Origin of the sequence: Sphingomonas aerophila, assembly GCF_014199305.1 — a bacterium.
GTDB lineage: Bacteria > Pseudomonadota > Alphaproteobacteria > Sphingomonadales > Sphingomonadaceae > Sphingomonas > Sphingomonas aerophila.
Window position 1 is genome coordinate 275,573 of record NZ_JACIJK010000002.1, and the last position, 17,081, is coordinate 292,653.

Below are 17,081 nucleotides of genomic sequence, written 5' to 3' on the forward strand. Positions count from 1 at the left end.
CCGCAGCCATGACGGATACCGAAGCGCCCGACGACACCCCGCCCGCAGAGCTCGCCCAGGCACTGGTCGACCTGCTCACCGTGGAGGAGATCGACGCAGACCTGTATCGCGGGCGGCGCCAGCCCGGCGGTGTCGGGCGGGTGTTCGGCGGCCAGGTGATCGCGCAGGCGCTTCAGGCCGCGCAACGCTCAACGGAGGGCAAGGCCGCCCACTCGCTCCACGCCTATTTCATGCGGCCGGGCGATGAGGATTTCCCCATCATCTTTCGCGTCGTGCGCGATTTCGACGGGCGCAGTTTCGCCACTCGCCGGGTGATCGCGATGCAGCGCGGCCAGCCGATCCTGAATCTCGCAGCCTCCTTCCAGGTCGCGGAGGACGGCCTGCACCATCAGGACGCGATGCCCGACGTGCCCGGCCCAGATGCACTGCGACCCGAGTCGGAACTTCGCCGAGAACAGGCGGATGCGATCCCGGAGAAGTTCCGGCGCCACCTCCTGCGTGCCCGGCCGATCGAGATCCGGCCCGTCAATCCACGCAGCTGGTTTCGCCCGCAGGTCAGCGATCCCCAGCAGTATAGCTGGTTTCGCCTCGCCGCCCCGGTTCAGGCGGATGGCGATACGCATCGGGCCATCCTCGCCTATGCATCGGACATGACACTGTTGGGGACGTCCATGCTGCCCCATGGCGTGAACTGGATGACGTCCAGCATCCAGACTGCCAGCCTGGACCATGCGCTTTGGCTGCACGAGCCATTCCGCACCGACGAGTGGCTCTTATACGCCTGCGACAGTCCATGGGCGGGCCATGCGCGCGGCATGAACCGCGGCCGCATCTTCAGCCAGGACGGGCGGCTGGTCGCCAGCGTCGCGCAGGAGGGCCTTATCCGACAGCGCGGCTAACGTATGGATCAGGAGTGGGGTGCCGAGGCTGTAGTGGTCGTGATACGGGCTGTCGGGCCCATTTTGAACAACACGCGGTCGGTGCAATCGACATAGCCGGTGCGCCCGGCCGGCTTGCGCGCATTGCCGATGACCTGCTTGGCCCATTCCCCGAACGCGGCTGCCGGCTCTGCCGCCAGGACGCGAATGTTGCCGATCTCACCCCAGGGCGCGACGTCAAAGGCGAGCACGGCCCAGCCCTCGATGCTGCGCGTCCTGTATTCCTCGGGGAAGGTCAGCGTTGGCGGCTGAACAAAGGGCAGGTCCGGGCAGGTTGACCCCGCCGGCCGCAAGCTCTCCTGGCTGGGTGGCGGTGGCGCGGGCAGCACCACTGCGTTGCGGTAATAAGGATAGCGGCAACCATGACGTGCGCCCGCTTCGAACCGGCTCGCGGCCACCGCCCGCACCGACGCCGCGTCGAGTGCCGCGTTGCCGGATCCCGCAACCACCGCCGGCCGTACCGGCTTCCCGCTCGCGTCGAGGTCGAACCCGATCATGCTCCAGTTGCGCCGGCCGGGCTCACCTGGAAGTTCCTTGAACGCCGGAAAAGCGCGCAGCCTCGGTTCCGGAGCCGGCTCAAAGCAATCACTGCCAAGCGGTCTGGTACGTTCCCACAGCTCGCGCGGCGGCTGCCCGTTCGGGAACATGGAGTATTCCGTCGCAAGGTCAGGCGACGCACTTGCGACAGGCTGCTGAATGGAGGCAAAGCGGATCGAGCAAGCGGCGTGTGCTTGCCCGGCTGCGAACCGGGCTGCGACCAGCGCCGGCAAGACGTCGCTGGCGTTGCTGATATATCCATTGCCCTCGCGCTTGACACTGAGCGGCCGGCCGTCAGCTGCGATCCGGAACGATGCGGTCAGCGCCGACGAGGCGGAGCCATAGTCCAAGGATGGCGCAACATCGGGCGCGCGGGCGAAGAGCGGTTTGGCGCCGTCGTCACAACTGACGTTTTCCACCGCCCAGCTGACCAAGTTCAGGCTCGGGGCTGTCGGCGCAAGCACGCTCGGGGGTGCCATGCCGATCGCAGGCGGAGCCAGTACGACGATTGACCCGGCCGCAGCAGACAGGAACAGCCCGGCTCCGGCCGTTGTCGCACGCTCACCCGCCATCCTGTCACCCTCCCCCTAACAGTTTGGCGTACGCTAGCGGCGCGGCCGTGACGAAACTAGCCGGTCAGCACGACTGCCGCATGTCAGACGGCGGTCTTGCCATATTCCTGACGGGTCACGGGGTGGCTGGACGACAGCCCACCGTCCACCGCCAGCGCCTGGCCGTTGACATAGCTCGCTGCGTCGGAGGCGAGGAAAAGGGCGGCGCGCGCCAGCTCTTCGGCCTTGGCGCCGCGGCGAAGGGGGTTGAGGCGGCCGACACGGTCCAGCTTTCCCGCTTCGCGCGCGTAATCGAAGGTGGGCTGGGTCATCCCGGTCTCGGTCAGGCCAGGGCACAGGGCGTTGACCCGCACGTTGGATCCAGAAAGCTGCTGCGCCGCGACCTGGGCAAGGTTGATGACGCCTGCCTTCGATGCCGAATAGGCCGGCGATCCGGCGCCCGACCGCATCCCGGCGACGCTGGCGGTCAACACGATGGCGCCGCCGCCACGGTCCGCGATCCTCGGCGCGCCGTGCTTGATGGCGAGGAACGGCCCGATCAGGTTCACCCTCAGCACATCGGCAAACAGCTCCACCGACGTGTCGAACAGGTTCGCGAGCCCGCCCGAGATGCCGGCGTTGGCGAACATGACGTCAAGACCGCCAAACCGGTCACAAGCCAGCGCCACTGCCCGGACCACATCCGCCTCGTCCGCCGCGTCCATCCGGATCGGCACGGCTGCAGCGCCGATCATTGCTGCCGTTTCCTCGGCGCCCTCCGTCCGATCCGCCACCACGACACGGCCACCCTCCGCCGCGAAGGCGACCGCCGCGGCACGACCGATGCCGGAACCGGCGCCCGTGACGATGATCGATTTGCCCGCGAACCGCATCGCCACCTCCGTCAGATCGTTGCCCCGCCGTCGATGACCATGACCTGCCCGGTCATGAAGCGGCTTGCGGGGCCGGCCAGGAACACCACCGCGCCAGCAATCTCGTCAGCCTCCCCGATCCGGCGCAGCGGCACGCTCTCGTTCGCCGCCCTGATCCGTTCCGGGTCTTCCCACAGCGCGCGGGCGAAGTCGGTCCGGATCAGGCCGGGCGCGATCGAGTTCACCCGGACATTGTCGGGGCCGAACTCGACAGCGTAGTTTCGCGCGAGTTGCAGGTCGGCTGCCTTGGACACGTTATACGCGCCGATCACCGACGATCCGCGCAACCCGCCGATCGACGATATGATTACGATCGATCCTTCCCCGCGCGTCCGCATCTCGGGCGCGACGAGCTGTATAAGCCAGTGGGTGGACAGAACATTGTTGTCCATGATCTTGCGGAACTGCTCATCCGCGATCCCGGCAAGCGGGCCATAATAGGGGTTGGATGCCGCGTTGGAGACGAGCACATCGACCTGCCCCCACCTTGCCCGGGTTTGCGCAACCAGTCGCTCCAGCGCTGGCTTATCGGAGATGCTGGCCGCGATCGCGATGGCCCGCTCTTCTCCATGCCGATCGTTGATCGCCGCCGCGACCGCGTCACAGGCGTCCTGCTTGCGGCTGGAGATAACGACCCGGGCGCCGTGATCTGCCAGAGCCTCCGCCGAAGCGCGGCCGATCCCGCGCGTCGATCCGGTCACGATCGCGACTTTGCCGGTCAGGTCGAACAGCGACATCGCTCAGGCCCCTGCCCGCTGCGCGAACGTCCAGGCGCTCTCCGCCAGCATCGGGACGCGCGCGGCATGGGCCTGTGCTTGGGCATTGGACGCGTTGCCGTCGAGCACGCGTTTCTTGATGCCCTGCACGATGCTCATCAGCCGGAACTGGCCAAAGGCGAAATACCAGTCGAGCTTGGGCACCCGGTCCCGCCCAGTCGCCGCGCAATAGCGCTCCGCCATCTCGTCCAGCGTCGGGATGCCCGTCTCCGGGCCCGTGATGCCGCCCACTGTCGCCGCCCCGCTCGCCGGGATCGCCCAGTTGATCAGCAGGTACGACAGGTCGGCCATTGGGTCGCCCAGCGTGGACAGCTCCCAATCCAGCACCGCCGAGACGCGGTCGGTTTCGGGATCGAATATCAGATTGTCGATGCGATAGTCGCCATGGACGATGGCGGTTCGGGTCTGTTCGGGGAGCGTGCGGGGCAGCCACTCGATCAAGCGTTCGACGACGGGCAGGTCATCGGTCTGTGACAGGCGATACTGCTTGGTCCAACGCGCCACCTGCCGCCCGAAATAACTGCCGGGTTTCCCAAAAGCTTCTAGCCCGGCCGCGGCGTAATCGACCGAATGAAGCTCGGCCAATCGGTCCACGATCTGATGGTACACGGCCCTGCGCCGCTCCGGCGTGAAGCCGGCCAGCGAGCCATCCCAGTAGGTCGCCCCTTCGACCAACTCCATCACGTAGAACGGCGCGCCAATTACGCCGCTGTCCTCGCACAGCCCGAAAGGTCGCGCGACGGGAAAGCCAGTCGGGTGCAGCCCCCGGATCAGCCCATATTCACGCTCGATCGCATGGGCAGACGGCAGCAACACCCCGAACGGCTTTCGGCGGAGCACATAAGCGCCGCTCGCCGCGTCGATGCGATAGGTCGGGTTCGATTGCCCGCCTGGGAACTTGCCATAGCTGAGCGGGCCGGCGAACCCGTCGACGTTCTGGGCCAGCCATGCCGTCAGCCGCTCGCTGTCGAGGTCACCGACCGGCTCCAGTGCTTGTTCCATCTCAACCAAGGGTGATCACCGTCCGAGTGGCGTCGCCGTGGCGAAGCGTGTCGAAGGCATCGTTGATTTGCTCCAGCGGCAGGCGTTCGGCGATGATGGTATCCAGGTCCAGATCACCGCGCAGATAGAAGTCGACCAGCCGGGGCAGGTCGACGGGAAAGTGATTGCGTCCCATCAGCGCGCCTTGCAGCTTTTTGTCGGCAAGCAGGTCCAGCGCCGACAGGCCGACCTGTTCGGACAAGGGCATCATGCCCAGGATCGTCGCGGTTCCACCCCGACGTAACACCTTCACGGCCGTCGCGGCGGACTGCGGTCGCCCCACCGCCTCGATCGCATGGTGGACGCCGCCGCGGCTGATCTCGACCACCTGCTCGATTGCCGTGTCCGACAACGCGTCGACTACATGGGTCGCCCCGAGCTTGGTCGCGATGGCGCGCTTGTCGGCCACCGGGTCAACCGCGATCACCTTTCCCGCGCCTGCGATCCTTGCCGCGTTGACCGCCGCCAGGCCGACGCCTCCGCAGCCGACCACGCACACCGTTTCGCCGGGCACAACCGCCGCCGCGTTGAACACCGCGCCCGCACCCGTCGTCACCGCGCAGCCCAGGATCGCGGCACGGTCGAGCGGCATGTCGCGATCGATCGCGACGCATGCATGCTCATGAACAAGCATCTGCTCGGCATAGGCAGACAGGTTGAGCATCTGCGCCACGGGTCGCTCGCCCAGCCGCAGCCGGGGCGGCGCCCCGCGGGGCCGTTTGACGCTGGGATCGATGCACAGCGACATGCACCCGGTAACGCAGAATTCGCACTGGCCGCAAAAGGCGGACAGGCAGGTCACGACATGGTCACCAACCTTCACCGTCCGCACCTCGCTGCCGACCGCTTCGACCACGCCAGCTGCCTCGTGGCCGGGAATGGTGGGCATCGCGTGCGGGTAGGCGCCGTCGACGAAGTGCAGGTCCGACCGGCACACGCCGACCGCGGCGGTGCGGATCAGCACCTCGTGCGCTGCCGGCGCATCGATCGTGACATCCTCAATGCTGAGCGGGGTCTTGGCCTCAAACAGAACGGCGGCTTTCAAGCGATCACTCCATCATCATCGTCTGGTCCTGCTCCGAAAGACGGGTAGACCGGGTCGCCTATTCCGCCGCCCGCGCGGTCGCCCGGTCGTTGCCGGCCCGATGCTCGCCATGTTTGCCGAACTCGTGTCGCGCGATCGCTCGATTGTGGACCTCGTCCGGCCCGTCGGCGAAGCGCAAGGTTCGCATCGCCGCCCATTGATGCGCGAGCGGGAAATCGTCGGACACGCCGCCGCCGCCATGCGCCTGAATGGCGTCGTCCAGGATCTGCAACGCCATGGTGGGCGCCTGCACCTTGATCATCGCGATCTCTAGCTGCGCCGCCTTGTTGCCGGCCTTGTCCATCATGTCGGCGGCCTTCAGGCACAGCAGGCGCGTCATTTCTATGTCGATGCGCGCGCGTGCAAGGCGCTGCTCCCAGATCGAATGGCTCGCGATCGGCTTGCCGAAAGCGACACGGGACAGCAGCCGCTGCGCCATCGCCTCGATCGCGGTTTCCGCCACGCCGATGGTGCGCATGCAATGGTGGATGCGGCCCGGACCCAACCGGCCCTGCGCGATCTCAAAGCCACGCCCCTCGCCCAGCAACAGATTGGCCGCCGGAACGCGCACGTTCTCCAGCACAACCTCGCCATGCCCGTGCGGCGCATGGTCATAGCCATAAACCGACAACATCCGCTCGATCGTCACCCCGGGCGCATCCATCGGCACCAGGATCATCGATTGCTGCGTATGCGGAGAGCCCTCGAAGCTCGTCTTGCCCATGACAATGGCGACCTTGCATCGGGGATCACCGACGCCGCTCGACCACCATTTGCGGCCGTTGATCACATATTCGTCGCCACCGCGTTCGATCCGGGTCTCGATGTTGGTCGCATCGGAGCTTGCCACGGCCGGCTCGGTCATCAGGAAGGCAGACCGAATCTCGCCGTTCATCAGGGGCCGAAGCCAGCGCTCCTTCTGCTCGGCGGTGCCGTAGCGGTGGAACACCTCCATGTTGCCGGTATCCGGCGCCGAGCAGTTGAAGCATTCGGACGCCCAGCCGATCCGCCCCATCTCTTCGGCGCAAAGCGCATACTCAAGGTTCGAGAGCTGCGCTCCTTCGAACCGGAAGCTGTTGTCCACCGGCGGCGCACCTGAGTGCGGCGGCATGAACAAATTCCACAGCCCGGCCGCTTTCGCCCTGGCCTTCACCTCCTCGATGACGGGCAAAACCTTCCAGCGCTCTCCTTCTCGCTCCTGCTGGTGGTACTCCGCATCACGCGGCGCGATTTCCGCCTCGATGAAGGCGCGGACCCGGTCGCGGAAATGGGTCTCCCGCTCGTTCAGCGTGAAATCCATCGCCCTCACCCTCCGTCGGTTGTGTGGTCGGGGGTTTAGGCCATACCGCGTTTTCGGTAAAGCCGTTCCAGCGCCGCGCAACAAAGCGGCTTTCCGTTCGAACAAAGCTTGGTAGGGTCCCGCGCATGGCAACACAGCAGGATGACGGGGGCACCAAGCGGTTCCGGGCAAAGCGCGACGCGATCCTCGCCGCGGCGGCCGAAGCCATCAACGAACAAAGCGCAAAGGGCATGACCTTTGCCGACGTCGCGCGGCGTGTCGGGCTGAACACCACCAGCGTCACCTATTATTTCAAGCGCAAGGAAGACCTGGCGGCTGCCGCGTTCGAGCATACGCTCGACTCCCTCCTGGTGATGCTCGACGCCGCGCTGGAGCAGCCAACCCCGCGTGAACGGGTGGCACGATTTCTTGCGCTCAACATGGCACGCCTGTCCCGGATCAACCGGGGCGAGGAGACCGCGTTCGCGGTTCTGTCCGACCTTCGCGCCACTGAAGAGCCAATCCGCGCGAGGTTGATGGCGGATTGGCGAGAGGTGTTCCGGCGTACCCGCAGTCTCTGGGGCTCCCCGGCCAGCCGCGCCGCGACCGACCTGAACGGTGCACGCGCGCATGTTCTGCTGGAGAACATTTTCTGGTTGCCGGCATGGCTGACCCGCTACGAACCCGATCAATACCCGCGCGTCGAGGCGCGCCTGATGGATGTGTTCGCTGGTGGCGTCGCTGCACCAGATGACCGCTGGGCGCCATCCACCATTGACCTGCAGCATGAGGAGGCAGAGCCCGGCCGGGCCGCATTCCTTCTTGCCGCCACGCGCCTGATCAATGAACGCGGTTACCGCGGCGCCTCCGTCCAGCGCATCGCGTCCGAACTGAACGTCACCAAGGGCAGCTTCTACCACCATCTCGACGCAAAGGATGAGCTGGTAATCGCCTGCTACCAGCGCAGCTTTGACACAATCGTCGATGCACAGCGCCTGGCCGATCGGGAGGGCGGCACTTACTGGCAGCGTCTGTCGAGCATTGTTGCAACACTGCTCGATATCCAGTTCGCGGAACGCGCTCCCCTGCTGCGCACCACGGCGCTGTCCGGACTGCCCGAAGCTGTGCGCGCGGCGATGATCGATCGGTCGAACGGCATCGCCCGCCGCTATGCCGGAACGATCATGGACGGCGTGGCAGAGGGTTCCTGCCGCGCGGTGGACGCGCTGATCGCGGCGCAAGCGCTGATGGCGATGCAGAATGCGGCGTTCGACATGCGGAAATGGGCCGCCACCATGCCGCGCTCGCGTGCGATCGCCATGTACGCGTCGACGATTCTGTTCGGGCTGTTCGATGATCGCGTGCTGACCGACTGATCCGGTAAGTTGCTCGGTTGATTGACCGGCAAGGAGAGCTGGCATCGCCAGGATTGTACGGGCGTGCTGACTGGACGCTGGCCGCTCCAGGCCCGCCCACGCCAGCGGAAACCCGTCGCGTGCCGGCACCGGATCGCGTAGGTGGCGTGCATGTCACATCGTGCCGGGGCCCGCCCATGAACCGCGCCGTTGCGCTCGCCGTCACCGGCGTGGCGATCGACATTGTCGGGTTCGGAATCGTCATGCCCGTGCTGCCGACGCTGGTGACTCATCTCGGGCATATGGACCTGCCTTCTGCCAGCCGTATTGCAGGCTGGCTGATGGCGACCTTCGCAATTGCGCAGTTTTTCGCAGGCCCGGTGCTCGGCAACCTGTCCGACCGCTTCGGGCGGCGCGTGGTGCTGGTGGGCGCGATGACCGCATTCGCCATCGACTGCGCGCTGATGGCGCTCGCCCCCAACCTCCTGTGGCTGTTCGTCGGCCGCTTCATCGCCGGGCTGGCCGGGGCCACGATCGCCCCGGCGAGCGCAGTGATCGCGGATACCACCCCACCAGAGAAGCGTGCCGGCAGCTTTGGCCTGTTGGGCGCAGCGTTCGGCGTGGGCTTCATCATCGGCCCTGCGCTGGGCGGGCTGGTGTCCGACCTTGGCCCAAGAGCACCGTTCGTGGTCGCTGCGATCCTGGCGGGCATCAACGCGTTGCTGATGCTGTTCTTCCTCCCCGAAACCCTGAAGGAAGAAAACCGCCGCCCGTTCCGGCTTCGCGACGCGCATGTGGTGGGGGCGTTCCGCCCCTTGTTCCAGGCAGGAAACGCGGGGCCGCTGCTCGTCGGGTGGTTTCTTTGGCAGCTGGGCAGCGTCGTGTACCCGGCGACATGGGCGTTCTGGGCGGCGATCCGCTTCGGCTGGGACGCCACCGCGATCGGCCTCAGCCTTGCCTGGGTCGGTTTACTGTCGGCGCTGGTCCAGGTGTTCGTCACCAAGCGGCTCGTGGCACGGCTGGGTGAGCGGCGTACCGCGCTGGTTGGCCTGTTCAGCGGGGCAGCAACGCTGGTCGCCAACGCTTTCGCCACCCAAGGCTGGCAAGTCTACGCGTTCTTCTTGATCGGCGCGCTGGGACAGGTGACCTGGCCCGCGCTCAACGGGCTGCTTTCCCGCATGGTCGACGCGACACGCCAGGGTTCCTTGCAGGGTGGTATCGGCTCCATGAACTCCGTGGCCGCCATCATCGGCCCGTTGATCGCCGCGCAAACGCTGGGCTGGGGCGCCCGCCATGGGCTGGACGGCGCGGCGTTCCTGGTGGCCGCCGCCTTGATCGCCTCCACCGGCCTGATCATTGCGCTGCTGGTGCCCGCATCCCAGTTAGCAGCTCGTTCACCCGGAGTTGCTGCATGATCGACTTGCATTACTGGCCCACGCCCAACGGCCACAAGATCACACTGTTGCTTGAGGAGACGGGACTCCCCTACACCATCCACCCCGTGAACATCGGCACGGGTGAGCAATTCCGGCCCGACTTCCTCGCCATCGCACCCAATAATCGGATGCCGGCGATCGTCGACCATGACCCGATCGGCGGGGGCGAACCGATCAGTATCTTCGAGTCGGGCGCGATCCTGATCTATCTCGCCGAAAAGACCGGCCGCTTCCTGCCGGCGGATGCGCGCGGGCGGTTCGAGGTACTGCAATGGCTGATGTGGCAGATGGGCGGCCTTGGCCCCATGGCGGGTCAGAACCACCATTTCGCCCGCTACGCACCTGAAAAGATCCCTTACGCGGTCGATCGCTACGTCAAGGAAACGAACCGGCTCTACGGCGTGCTCGACCGCCGTCTGGCCGACCGGCAGTTCGTGGCAGGCGATCATTCGATCGCCGACATGGCCGCCTATCCCTGGATTGTACCATTTGAGGCGCAAGGGCAGCGGCTGGAGGATTTCCCCAACCTCCACCGCTGGTTCGACACGATCGCCGCCCGGCCCGCCACGCAGGCCGCCTATGCCAGGGGTGCGGAGATCCAGCCTGCACCCGCCCCGATGACGGACGAGCAGCGGCGCGTCCTGTTCGGTCAGGACGCGACCACCGGCACCCGCTGAGCAGGATCAGTCGCTGATCGTCCAGCCCTGACGCGCTTCCCGCCCGCGCACCCCGCGGGCGGCAGCCAGGCGCTGCTGATACCGCTCCGCCTCGGTCAGCCCGCCCCCGACGGGCACGGGCGCGGACACCGCTAGTGCCGTGATCGGCATGGAAGGGACCGGCACGGAAGCGACCGGCACTGGCGCCAGCGCAGCGGCACGAGCCGTAGCCGCCCTGACCGCCGCCACCGACGGCGCCGGAGCCATGGCCGCGACCCGCATCGGCTCGGGCGCGACAGGGACTGCGGCCGGCACCACGGCCGGGATCGGCGTGGCGGCGGGTGAAGTGAGGGGTATCGTCGTCGGGAACGCCTGTTGCGGCGTGCCAGCGGGCGCAAGCTGGAAGGCGAAGGGAAAGATCTCGCCGTTCCAGGCCACCGTGATCGCGACCTGCTGCGGCAACGCACCGGGCTTCAGCTTGTCGAGCACGATCTGCCCGCCATAGCTGGTGCCTGGGTCGACGGTGGTCAATTCAACGGCCCGGTCACCAATGTCCTGACGCGTCCTGTCGAGCTGGAGCTGGATCGCCGCGATCGCGAACCTGCTATCCTGGGAAAGCTGCGCCGCCTGAAGCTGGCCGAACAGGCTGGGGCCCGTCGTCACCGACCGGAACGATCCGCGCGAACCGCCGGCGGACCAGTTCGTGCGCGTCTTGTAGCTGGCGTCCTGGCTGGCCATGACACCCGCAGCGATGCCGCTTACCGCCGCCACCGCCATCGCCCGCCAGAAAGCGCGCTTCTTGGCCTTGTGCACCAGTTGCTGCGGGGTGAGCAGGGCAACGGGCAGCGTACCAGTGGCGACGGAGATGTTGTCCCGGCTGAAGTTGACCGGCAACGTGCCCGTGTTCAGCACTGCGACGTCGAACACCCAACTGCCATGCTGCTGTCCACGCGGCGTGACCTGCACCGCCGCGCCGCGCCCCTGTAAGTCCAACGTCACAATCCCGTGGTCGAAGCGCATGGTTTCGCGCCCGACCGGCACCGGCTGCAGCACAACGTCGCCCGCCCAGGCTGGCTGCGCCGAGCCAAGCACCAGCAAGGCGGCCGTCGCCGCTGTCACGTACCGCTTCATGCAAGTGTCCCCGTTCTGATCGGGGCTCACTAGGTCGTGGTTGCTGAAGGCTGCGCTGCCGAACATCGTTACCGGCGCGATTACCAAGGGAAGTATGGCGCCCGCGTCCTGCATGGCATAGCTTCTCCGCCATGCTCTGCCCGTTCGCGCCCACCGACGTTGCGATCCACTCCGCCCGGCGGCACCAACAGCAATGACCCATCTAGCCGCCGTCCTCGCGGCCTTACAGTCCGATGGCGATGGCTGGCGTGCGGGCGTGCCCGACAGCTGGTTGCAGGGTCGTACCGCCTATGGCGGCTTCTCGACAGCGCTTGCCCTCCACGCGGCCAAGCTCGCCCATCCCGACCTGCCACCGCTGCGTTCCGCGCTGGTCGCCTTTGTCGGGCCACTCGCCGGAGAGGTCCGACTGTCCCCCATGCTGCTCCGGCGAGGGCGCAACGCTGCCTTCGTGCGGGTGGATGTGGCCAGTGAGGCGGGTCTCGGCCTGACCGCCACGTTCGTTTTCATGCGTGCGCTCGAGTCCGCCGTCCATCATGTCGCTGCGACCGCACCGGCCGTCGCGTCGCCAGAACCCGGCGATCCGATCAGCCGCGGCCTGCCACAGGTCGCGTTCACCCAGCATTTCGAGATGCTCGACTGCCGCGACGCCACTCTCGGCCCCGCCGACTGGCTGCGCTGGGTTCGCCTGGCGGAGCGCGACGGACTTGATCCGGAGGTAGAGTTGGTCGCAGTCGCCGATTGCCTGCCACCCGCGGCGTTGCGGCTCGTCGGCGGCCATGCCCCGGTCAGCTCAATGACATGGCAGCTCAACCTGCTCGCCCAACCGAAGACTGACCAGGGCTGGTTCCTGATGCGCACGACGAGCGACTTCACGCGTGCTGGCACGTCGAGCCAGAACATGGCCATCTGGTCCGCTAGCGGCGCCCCCGTGGCGGAGCAGATGCAGAGCGTTGCTTTGTTTGCCTGACCCGCCGGCGCTACAATTTGCGACACTTCGCGCCCGGCATGACATATGATCGCGACATAAAGCGCCCATCTACCAAGCACATGCCGGGCAATGTGCCCTGACGTGAGGAGCTATAGGATGGTGAAGTGGGTGTGGGCAGTCGCGCTCGGGTCGGCGACCCTTGCGGCCGGGGCCGCGGCTCAGGAGGGGCCGGCCCCGCGTGGCGGCGGGATGCAGCGGGCGGATACAAACGGCGATGGCAAGATCAGCCGCGCCGAATATCAGGCGCAGGTCGATAGCCGCTTTGCCCGCCTGGACGTCAACGGGGACGGTTTGCTGGGCAATGATGAGATGCCGATGCGCGGCATGGGCCGGCGCTCAATGACAACCGACGTCCCCCCACCGCGCGTCAACAACACTCCACCTGCCCCGCCCAGCGGTCCGATCAGCCGCGACCAGTTTCGCACCTTGTCGATGAGCCGCTTCGACCGGATCGATGCCAACCATGATGGAAACATCGATGCAGACGAGATGGCCGCGGCACGCCCTTACCGGGGCTCTGACGACCGATCGGCTCCACCCCCGCCGCCCGTCAACGGCGCCAAGCAACACTGACCAGGCCTGCGGGCGGCATCCCTGCCCGCAGGCGCTTACCTGGAGCCGCTGCCATGCTACATGCGGACGCCATGGGCGACACACCCCACCTGCTCCTCGTTGATGACGAACGCTCCATCCGGGAGCCGCTCGCCCAATATCTGACCCGCCAGGGCTTTCGTGTCACCCAGGCGGCCGATGCAGAAAGCGCGCGGCCGCGGCTCACCGCCTATGCGATCGACCTCGCCATCATCGACATCATGATGCCGGGCGAGGACGGGCTGTCGCTGTGCCGCCACATCGCCGCAACCAGCGACACGCCTGTGATCCTGCTGACGGCCAAGGCGGAGGAGACAGACCGCATCGTCGGGCTGGAAATGGGCGCGGACGATTATGTGGTTAAGCCGTTCTCCCCGCGGGAGCTTGCGACGCGGGTCAAGGTGGTGCTGCGGCGCGCCAATGCCGGCGGCACGCGCCAGCATGCACCCGAAAGCGGATCCTACGCATTTGCCGGTTGGCTGTTGCGGTCGGGCGAGCGCGTCCTGGTCGATCGGGGCGGCGTCTCCGTTCCGCTATCAACGGGCGAATACAACCTGTTGCTGGCGCTTATTACGCGCCCACGTCAGGTCCTCACCCGCGATCAGCTGCTCGACCTGACGCAAGGTCGAGAGGCCGCCGCCTTTGACCGCGCCATCGACAACCAAGTCAGCCGCCTGCGCCGCAAGATCGAGGCCGATCCCAAGTCGCCGGAGATCATCAAAACGGTGTGGGGCGGCGGCTACACGCTCGCGGCAGAGGTGACCCGCTTGTGAGCCGCCGGTGATCCGGCTCTGGCCCCGCAGCCTCGCCGGGCAGATGGCGGTGCTGATCGCGCTGTCTTTGTTCGTGGCGCAGGCGGTCAACTTCACCCTTGTTCTTCGGGAGCGGGCTCAGTTCCGCCTCGCGCAGGCGACGCGGCCGGTGGCGACCCGCGTGGTCGACGCGCTGGAGCGGGAAGCGCAGGGTCGGCCCCTGACCCGCGAACGTGGCCGCATCCGCCGGGTAGGGCGCAACGCCGTTCCCCCCGGCCTTGAACGCCAGGGTGAGATTGCGCGCGAACTCCACGATCAATTGCGCGAACTTGGGGTCGAGGCAGGTCGCATTGACACCGGCGTTCGTGCCTGGACGGCGGCGGACGACGCTTTGTTCGGCCGCGCAGGCGGGCGTCGCGGCGGGGCGCCACGCGGCTTCGTCAATCGTCCGACCGAAGCGTTGCTGATCGCGATCGAGCAGCCCGGTCGCGGCTGGCTCAGCATCGTTGTCCCCTGGGATGATGGCGGCGGGATGCGCATCTTCTGGCGGCTCTTTGCGCAGACCCTGATCCTTTACGCCGCCATTCTGGTGCCGGTGCTGTGGGCGGCGCGGAGACTGTCCCGCCCGTTGCGAGACCTGACCCATGCGGCCGAGCGCTTCGGCCCCGGCGACAACGCCGCGCCCGTGGCGGTGCGTGGGCCAGATGACATTGCGGCGCTTGTCAGCTCCTTCAACAACTTGCGACTGCGAGTTACGGCTATGTTGGAGGAAAAGGACCGGATGCTCGGCGCGATCGGCCATGATCTGCGCACACCACTCGCAGCGCTCCGCGTCCGCATCGAGTCGGTCGAGGACGATATTGATCGCGCACGCATGGCCGATACGATCGAGGAGATGAGCCGCACCCTGGACGACATCCTCTCACTCGCCCGACTTGGCCGCCCGTCCGAGCCGCCGACAGAGGTGGACCTCGCCGCGCTGGTCGACGCGGTGGTGGAGGACTTCCGCGACTTGGGCAAGGACGTGGACTTCCCGGAAACGGATCGCCTGCCCTTGCGGCTTCGCCCCGCCCTGATGCGCCGTGCGCTTCGCAATCTGGTCGAGAACGCGGTGAAGTACGGCCGCACCGCCCGCGTGCGCCTCGACGCAACTCCCAATGGAGTGGCAATCACCGTTGCAGACGACGGGCCCGGCATCCCCGCCGATCATCTCGCAACCGTGTTCGAGCCATTCACCCGGCTGGAAGCATCCCGCAATCGGGATACTGGCGGCAGCGGCCTGGGCCTGACACTCGCCCGCGCGATCGTCCGTGACGCTGGCGGAGACATCACCCTTGTCAACCGCGCCGGCGGTGGCCTGGACGCCACGATCACCTTGCCGCGCGTACCGTGAAAATCAGGTGGTGACCCCGACTGGATTCGAACCAGTGGCCCTCAGATTAGGAATCTGATGCTCTATCCTGCTGAGCTACGGAGTCACGCGAGCGCATCCATACTCGGCCGTTTGCGCCCGGTCTAGCGCCGGGTCAGTTGACCCTGTCAGGCGGCGGGACGGGCAGCGGCAAGGGGGCTACGGGCACGCCGTCGTCGACCAGCGCTTTCGCTTCGGCAAGGCTCGCCTGGCCGTGGATCGGTGCCGCGGGCTCCTCCCCGTCGTGCATCGCCCGGGCGCGGCTTGCAAAGGTGCCGCCTACCCAGGTTGATCCCTCCAGCGCCTTGGCCTGCGCCGCGGCAAGCGCGGTGAGCAGCGCCTTGGCCTGGGCCGGATCCACCGGCGGCTGTGCGCGGCCGTTCGACTTTGCCGCCACATTCGGCGCCATCAGCGCCTTTTCCACTGAGGCGCTGTCACACATCGGGCAGCGGACCTGGCCCGCATCGCGCTGCTCCTCCCAGGCGCTTGTCGAGCCGAACCACGCTTCGAACACGTGGCCGCTACTGCAGCGCAGGTCGAAGACGATCATGCTCGCGTGACCGTCGGGATACTGCGACGATGCGCCAGGACAGGAACCCGAGCCCGCGCCGCCGCCGTGACCTCCGGGTCAAGCGCAACGAAGCCCAGCCCGGCCGCCTCGCCCATGTCGAGCAACACCTTGCCCCACGGGTCCACCACTAGCGAATGTCCGTGCGTCGCACGCCCGTCCTGGTGCTCACCGGTCTGCGCGGCGGCGATCACAAAGGACGCGTTCTCGATCGCGCGCGCCCGCAACAGCGTCTCCCAATGCGCTTGGCCCGTTGGCCTGGTGAACGCGGCCGGTATCGCAAGCACCTCCGCGCCGGCATCAGCCAGCGCGGCGTAGAGCAATGCGAAACGCAAGTCGTAGCAGATCGACAGACCGAGAGAGCCGACGGGCGTGTCCACCACGGCCGCACTCTCGCCCGGCGCATAGGCAGCCGACTCGCGCCAGCGCTCCCCCGTGGGCAGATCGACGTCGAACAGGTGCAGCTTGTCATAGCGCGCCCGGATCGCCCCGGCGTCATCGATTACGAACCCGCGATTGGCGTAGCGCCCGTCCGGACGCCGCACGGCAAGCGAGCCCAGATGGACCCAGCAGTGGTGGTGCGCCGCCGCCGCTTGTACGGCCGCCAACACCGGGTCATCCGCCTCCGCCACGATGCTTCTCGCGGCCCGTTCGCGATCACGGTCTAGCAGGCCCGACATTTCGGGCGTGAACAGCATGGCCGCGCCGGCCCCGGCTGCCTCAGCCACAGCATCGCTCAGGGTCGCCGCATTGACGGCTGGGTCAATGCCCGCCGTCATCTGCAGCAGGGCGACCTTCATGCCGCCAGCAGCGGGTCGAGCTTGCCTGCCCGGTCCAGCGCGGCAAGGTCATCCGACCCGCCGACATGCCGCCCGTCGATGAAGATCTGCGGCACGGTGGTGCGTCCGTTCGACCGACCCAGCATTTCGCCACGCTTCGGGCCACCCATGGTGATGTCGAACTCTTCAGGTTCGACGCCCTTGCTCCGCAGCAGGTTCATCGCCCGCGAGCAGTAAGGGCAGAATGATTTGGTGTAGATTTCGACCCGTGCCATG

18 protein-coding genes and 1 tRNA gene are annotated in these 17,081 nt (G+C 67.0%); 8 read left to right on the forward strand and 11 right to left on the reverse strand.

Features of this window, described 5'->3' with window-relative positions:
- Positions 1-8: 8 nt before the first annotated feature.
- Positions 9-899 (forward strand): acyl-CoA thioesterase, encoded by an 891-nt coding sequence (locus FHS94_RS04070; protein WP_184054933.1) that lies wholly within the window; start codon positions 9-11, stop codon positions 897-899.
- An 8-nt stretch (positions 900-907) separates the two neighbouring features.
- On the opposite strand, the gene FHS94_RS04075 is transcribed toward FHS94_RS04070, so the two are convergent.
- The 6 genes from FHS94_RS04075 to FHS94_RS04100 all read right to left on the reverse strand — a co-directional run bounded on the left by FHS94_RS04075 (position 908) and on the right by FHS94_RS04100 (position 7,159).
- Positions 908-2,047, reverse strand: a complete 1,140-nt coding sequence (locus FHS94_RS04075; RefSeq protein WP_184054935.1) for an energy transducer TonB — start codon at positions 2,045-2,047, stop codon at positions 908-910.
- An 83-nt stretch (positions 2,048-2,130) separates the two neighbouring features.
- Complete coding sequence (locus tag FHS94_RS04080) at positions 2,131-2,919, reverse strand: SDR family NAD(P)-dependent oxidoreductase (protein WP_184054936.1); 789 nt, start codon at positions 2,917-2,919, stop codon at positions 2,131-2,133.
- 11 nt (positions 2,920-2,930) lie between these two features.
- On the reverse strand, positions 2,931-3,695 hold the full coding sequence (locus tag FHS94_RS04085; protein WP_184054938.1) for an SDR family NAD(P)-dependent oxidoreductase: 765 nt from the start codon (positions 3,693-3,695) through the stop codon (positions 2,931-2,933).
- Between the two features lie 3 nt (positions 3,696-3,698).
- The gene (locus tag FHS94_RS04090; protein ID WP_184055288.1) at positions 3,699-4,736 is read right to left on the reverse strand and encodes a phosphotransferase family protein; all 1,038 of its coding nucleotides are present in this window, start codon (positions 4,734-4,736) and stop codon (positions 3,699-3,701) included.
- A 1-nt stretch (position 4,737) separates the two neighbouring features.
- On the reverse strand, positions 4,738-5,820 hold the full coding sequence (locus tag FHS94_RS04095) for a Zn-dependent alcohol dehydrogenase (RefSeq protein ID WP_184054940.1): 1,083 nt from the start codon (positions 5,818-5,820) through the stop codon (positions 4,738-4,740).
- Between the two features lie 58 nt (positions 5,821-5,878).
- A complete protein-coding gene (locus FHS94_RS04100; RefSeq protein WP_184054942.1) occupies positions 5,879-7,159 on the reverse strand; it encodes an acyl-CoA dehydrogenase family protein in 1,281 nt (426 codons plus the stop codon).
- Between the two features lie 125 nt (positions 7,160-7,284).
- Here FHS94_RS04100 and FHS94_RS04105 point away from each other — a divergent pair, with 125 nt between their 5' ends.
- The 3 genes from FHS94_RS04105 (at position 7,285) to FHS94_RS04115 (ending at position 10,606) form a co-directional block, all read left to right on the forward strand.
- Positions 7,285-8,514: a TetR/AcrR family transcriptional regulator gene (locus FHS94_RS04105; protein ID WP_184054944.1), complete on the forward strand. Its 1,230-nt coding sequence runs from the start codon at positions 7,285-7,287 to the stop codon at positions 8,512-8,514.
- Positions 8,515-8,690: 176 nt separating this feature from the next.
- Complete coding sequence (locus FHS94_RS04110; RefSeq protein ID WP_184054946.1) at positions 8,691-9,908, forward strand: TCR/Tet family MFS transporter; 1,218 nt, start codon at positions 8,691-8,693, stop codon at positions 9,906-9,908.
- On the forward strand, positions 9,905-10,606 hold the full coding sequence (locus FHS94_RS04115; protein WP_184054948.1) for a glutathione binding-like protein: 702 nt from the start codon (positions 9,905-9,907) through the stop codon (positions 10,604-10,606). Before FHS94_RS04110 ends, FHS94_RS04115 begins: the two co-directional genes overlap by 4 nt.
- Before the next feature lie 6 nt (positions 10,607-10,612).
- Here FHS94_RS04115 and FHS94_RS04120 read toward each other — a convergent pair whose 3' ends face one another.
- Positions 10,613-11,716, reverse strand: a complete 1,104-nt coding sequence (locus FHS94_RS04120; RefSeq protein WP_184054950.1) for a hypothetical protein — start codon at positions 11,714-11,716, stop codon at positions 10,613-10,615.
- Positions 11,717-11,909: 193 nt separating this feature from the next.
- Here FHS94_RS04120 and FHS94_RS04125 point away from each other — a divergent pair, with 193 nt between their 5' ends.
- The 4 genes from FHS94_RS04125 to FHS94_RS04140 all read left to right on the forward strand — a co-directional run bounded on the left by FHS94_RS04125 (position 11,910) and on the right by FHS94_RS04140 (position 15,440).
- The gene (locus tag FHS94_RS04125; protein ID WP_184054952.1) at positions 11,910-12,683 is read left to right on the forward strand and encodes a thioesterase family protein; all 774 of its coding nucleotides are present in this window, start codon (positions 11,910-11,912) and stop codon (positions 12,681-12,683) included.
- A gap of 117 nt (positions 12,684-12,800) precedes the next feature.
- The gene (locus FHS94_RS04130; RefSeq protein WP_184054954.1) at positions 12,801-13,277 is read left to right on the forward strand and encodes an EF-hand domain-containing protein; all 477 of its coding nucleotides are present in this window, start codon (positions 12,801-12,803) and stop codon (positions 13,275-13,277) included.
- Positions 13,278-13,348: 71 nt separating this feature from the next.
- Positions 13,349-14,068, forward strand: coding sequence for a response regulator (locus FHS94_RS04135; RefSeq protein ID WP_184055289.1), 720 nt, complete (start codon positions 13,349-13,351; stop codon positions 14,066-14,068).
- Between the two features lie 43 nt (positions 14,069-14,111).
- Positions 14,112-15,440, forward strand: a complete 1,329-nt coding sequence (locus FHS94_RS04140) for a sensor histidine kinase (RefSeq protein ID WP_184055291.1) — start codon at positions 14,112-14,114, stop codon at positions 15,438-15,440.
- An 8-nt stretch (positions 15,441-15,448) separates the two neighbouring features.
- On the opposite strand, the gene FHS94_RS04145 is transcribed toward FHS94_RS04140, so the two are convergent.
- The 4 genes from FHS94_RS04145 to grxC all read right to left on the reverse strand — a co-directional run bounded on the left by FHS94_RS04145 (position 15,449) and on the right by grxC (position 17,080).
- A tRNA-Arg gene (locus FHS94_RS04145) sits at positions 15,449-15,525 on the reverse strand.
- A 48-nt stretch (positions 15,526-15,573) separates the two neighbouring features.
- Positions 15,574-16,008 carry a DUF1178 family protein gene (locus FHS94_RS04150; RefSeq protein ID WP_184054956.1) on the reverse strand — a complete coding sequence of 145 codons (435 nt, stop codon included), beginning with the start codon at positions 16,006-16,008 and terminating at the stop codon, positions 15,574-15,576.
- On the reverse strand, positions 16,005-16,826 hold the full coding sequence (locus tag FHS94_RS04155) for a nitrilase-related carbon-nitrogen hydrolase (protein ID WP_184054958.1): 822 nt from the start codon (positions 16,824-16,826) through the stop codon (positions 16,005-16,007). Before FHS94_RS04155 ends, FHS94_RS04150 begins: the two co-directional genes overlap by 4 nt.
- Positions 16,823-17,080 (reverse strand): glutaredoxin 3, encoded by a 258-nt coding sequence (grxC, locus tag FHS94_RS04160; protein ID WP_184054960.1) that lies wholly within the window; start codon positions 17,078-17,080, stop codon positions 16,823-16,825. Before grxC ends, FHS94_RS04155 begins: the two co-directional genes overlap by 4 nt.
- Position 17,081: the final 1 nt, after the last annotated feature.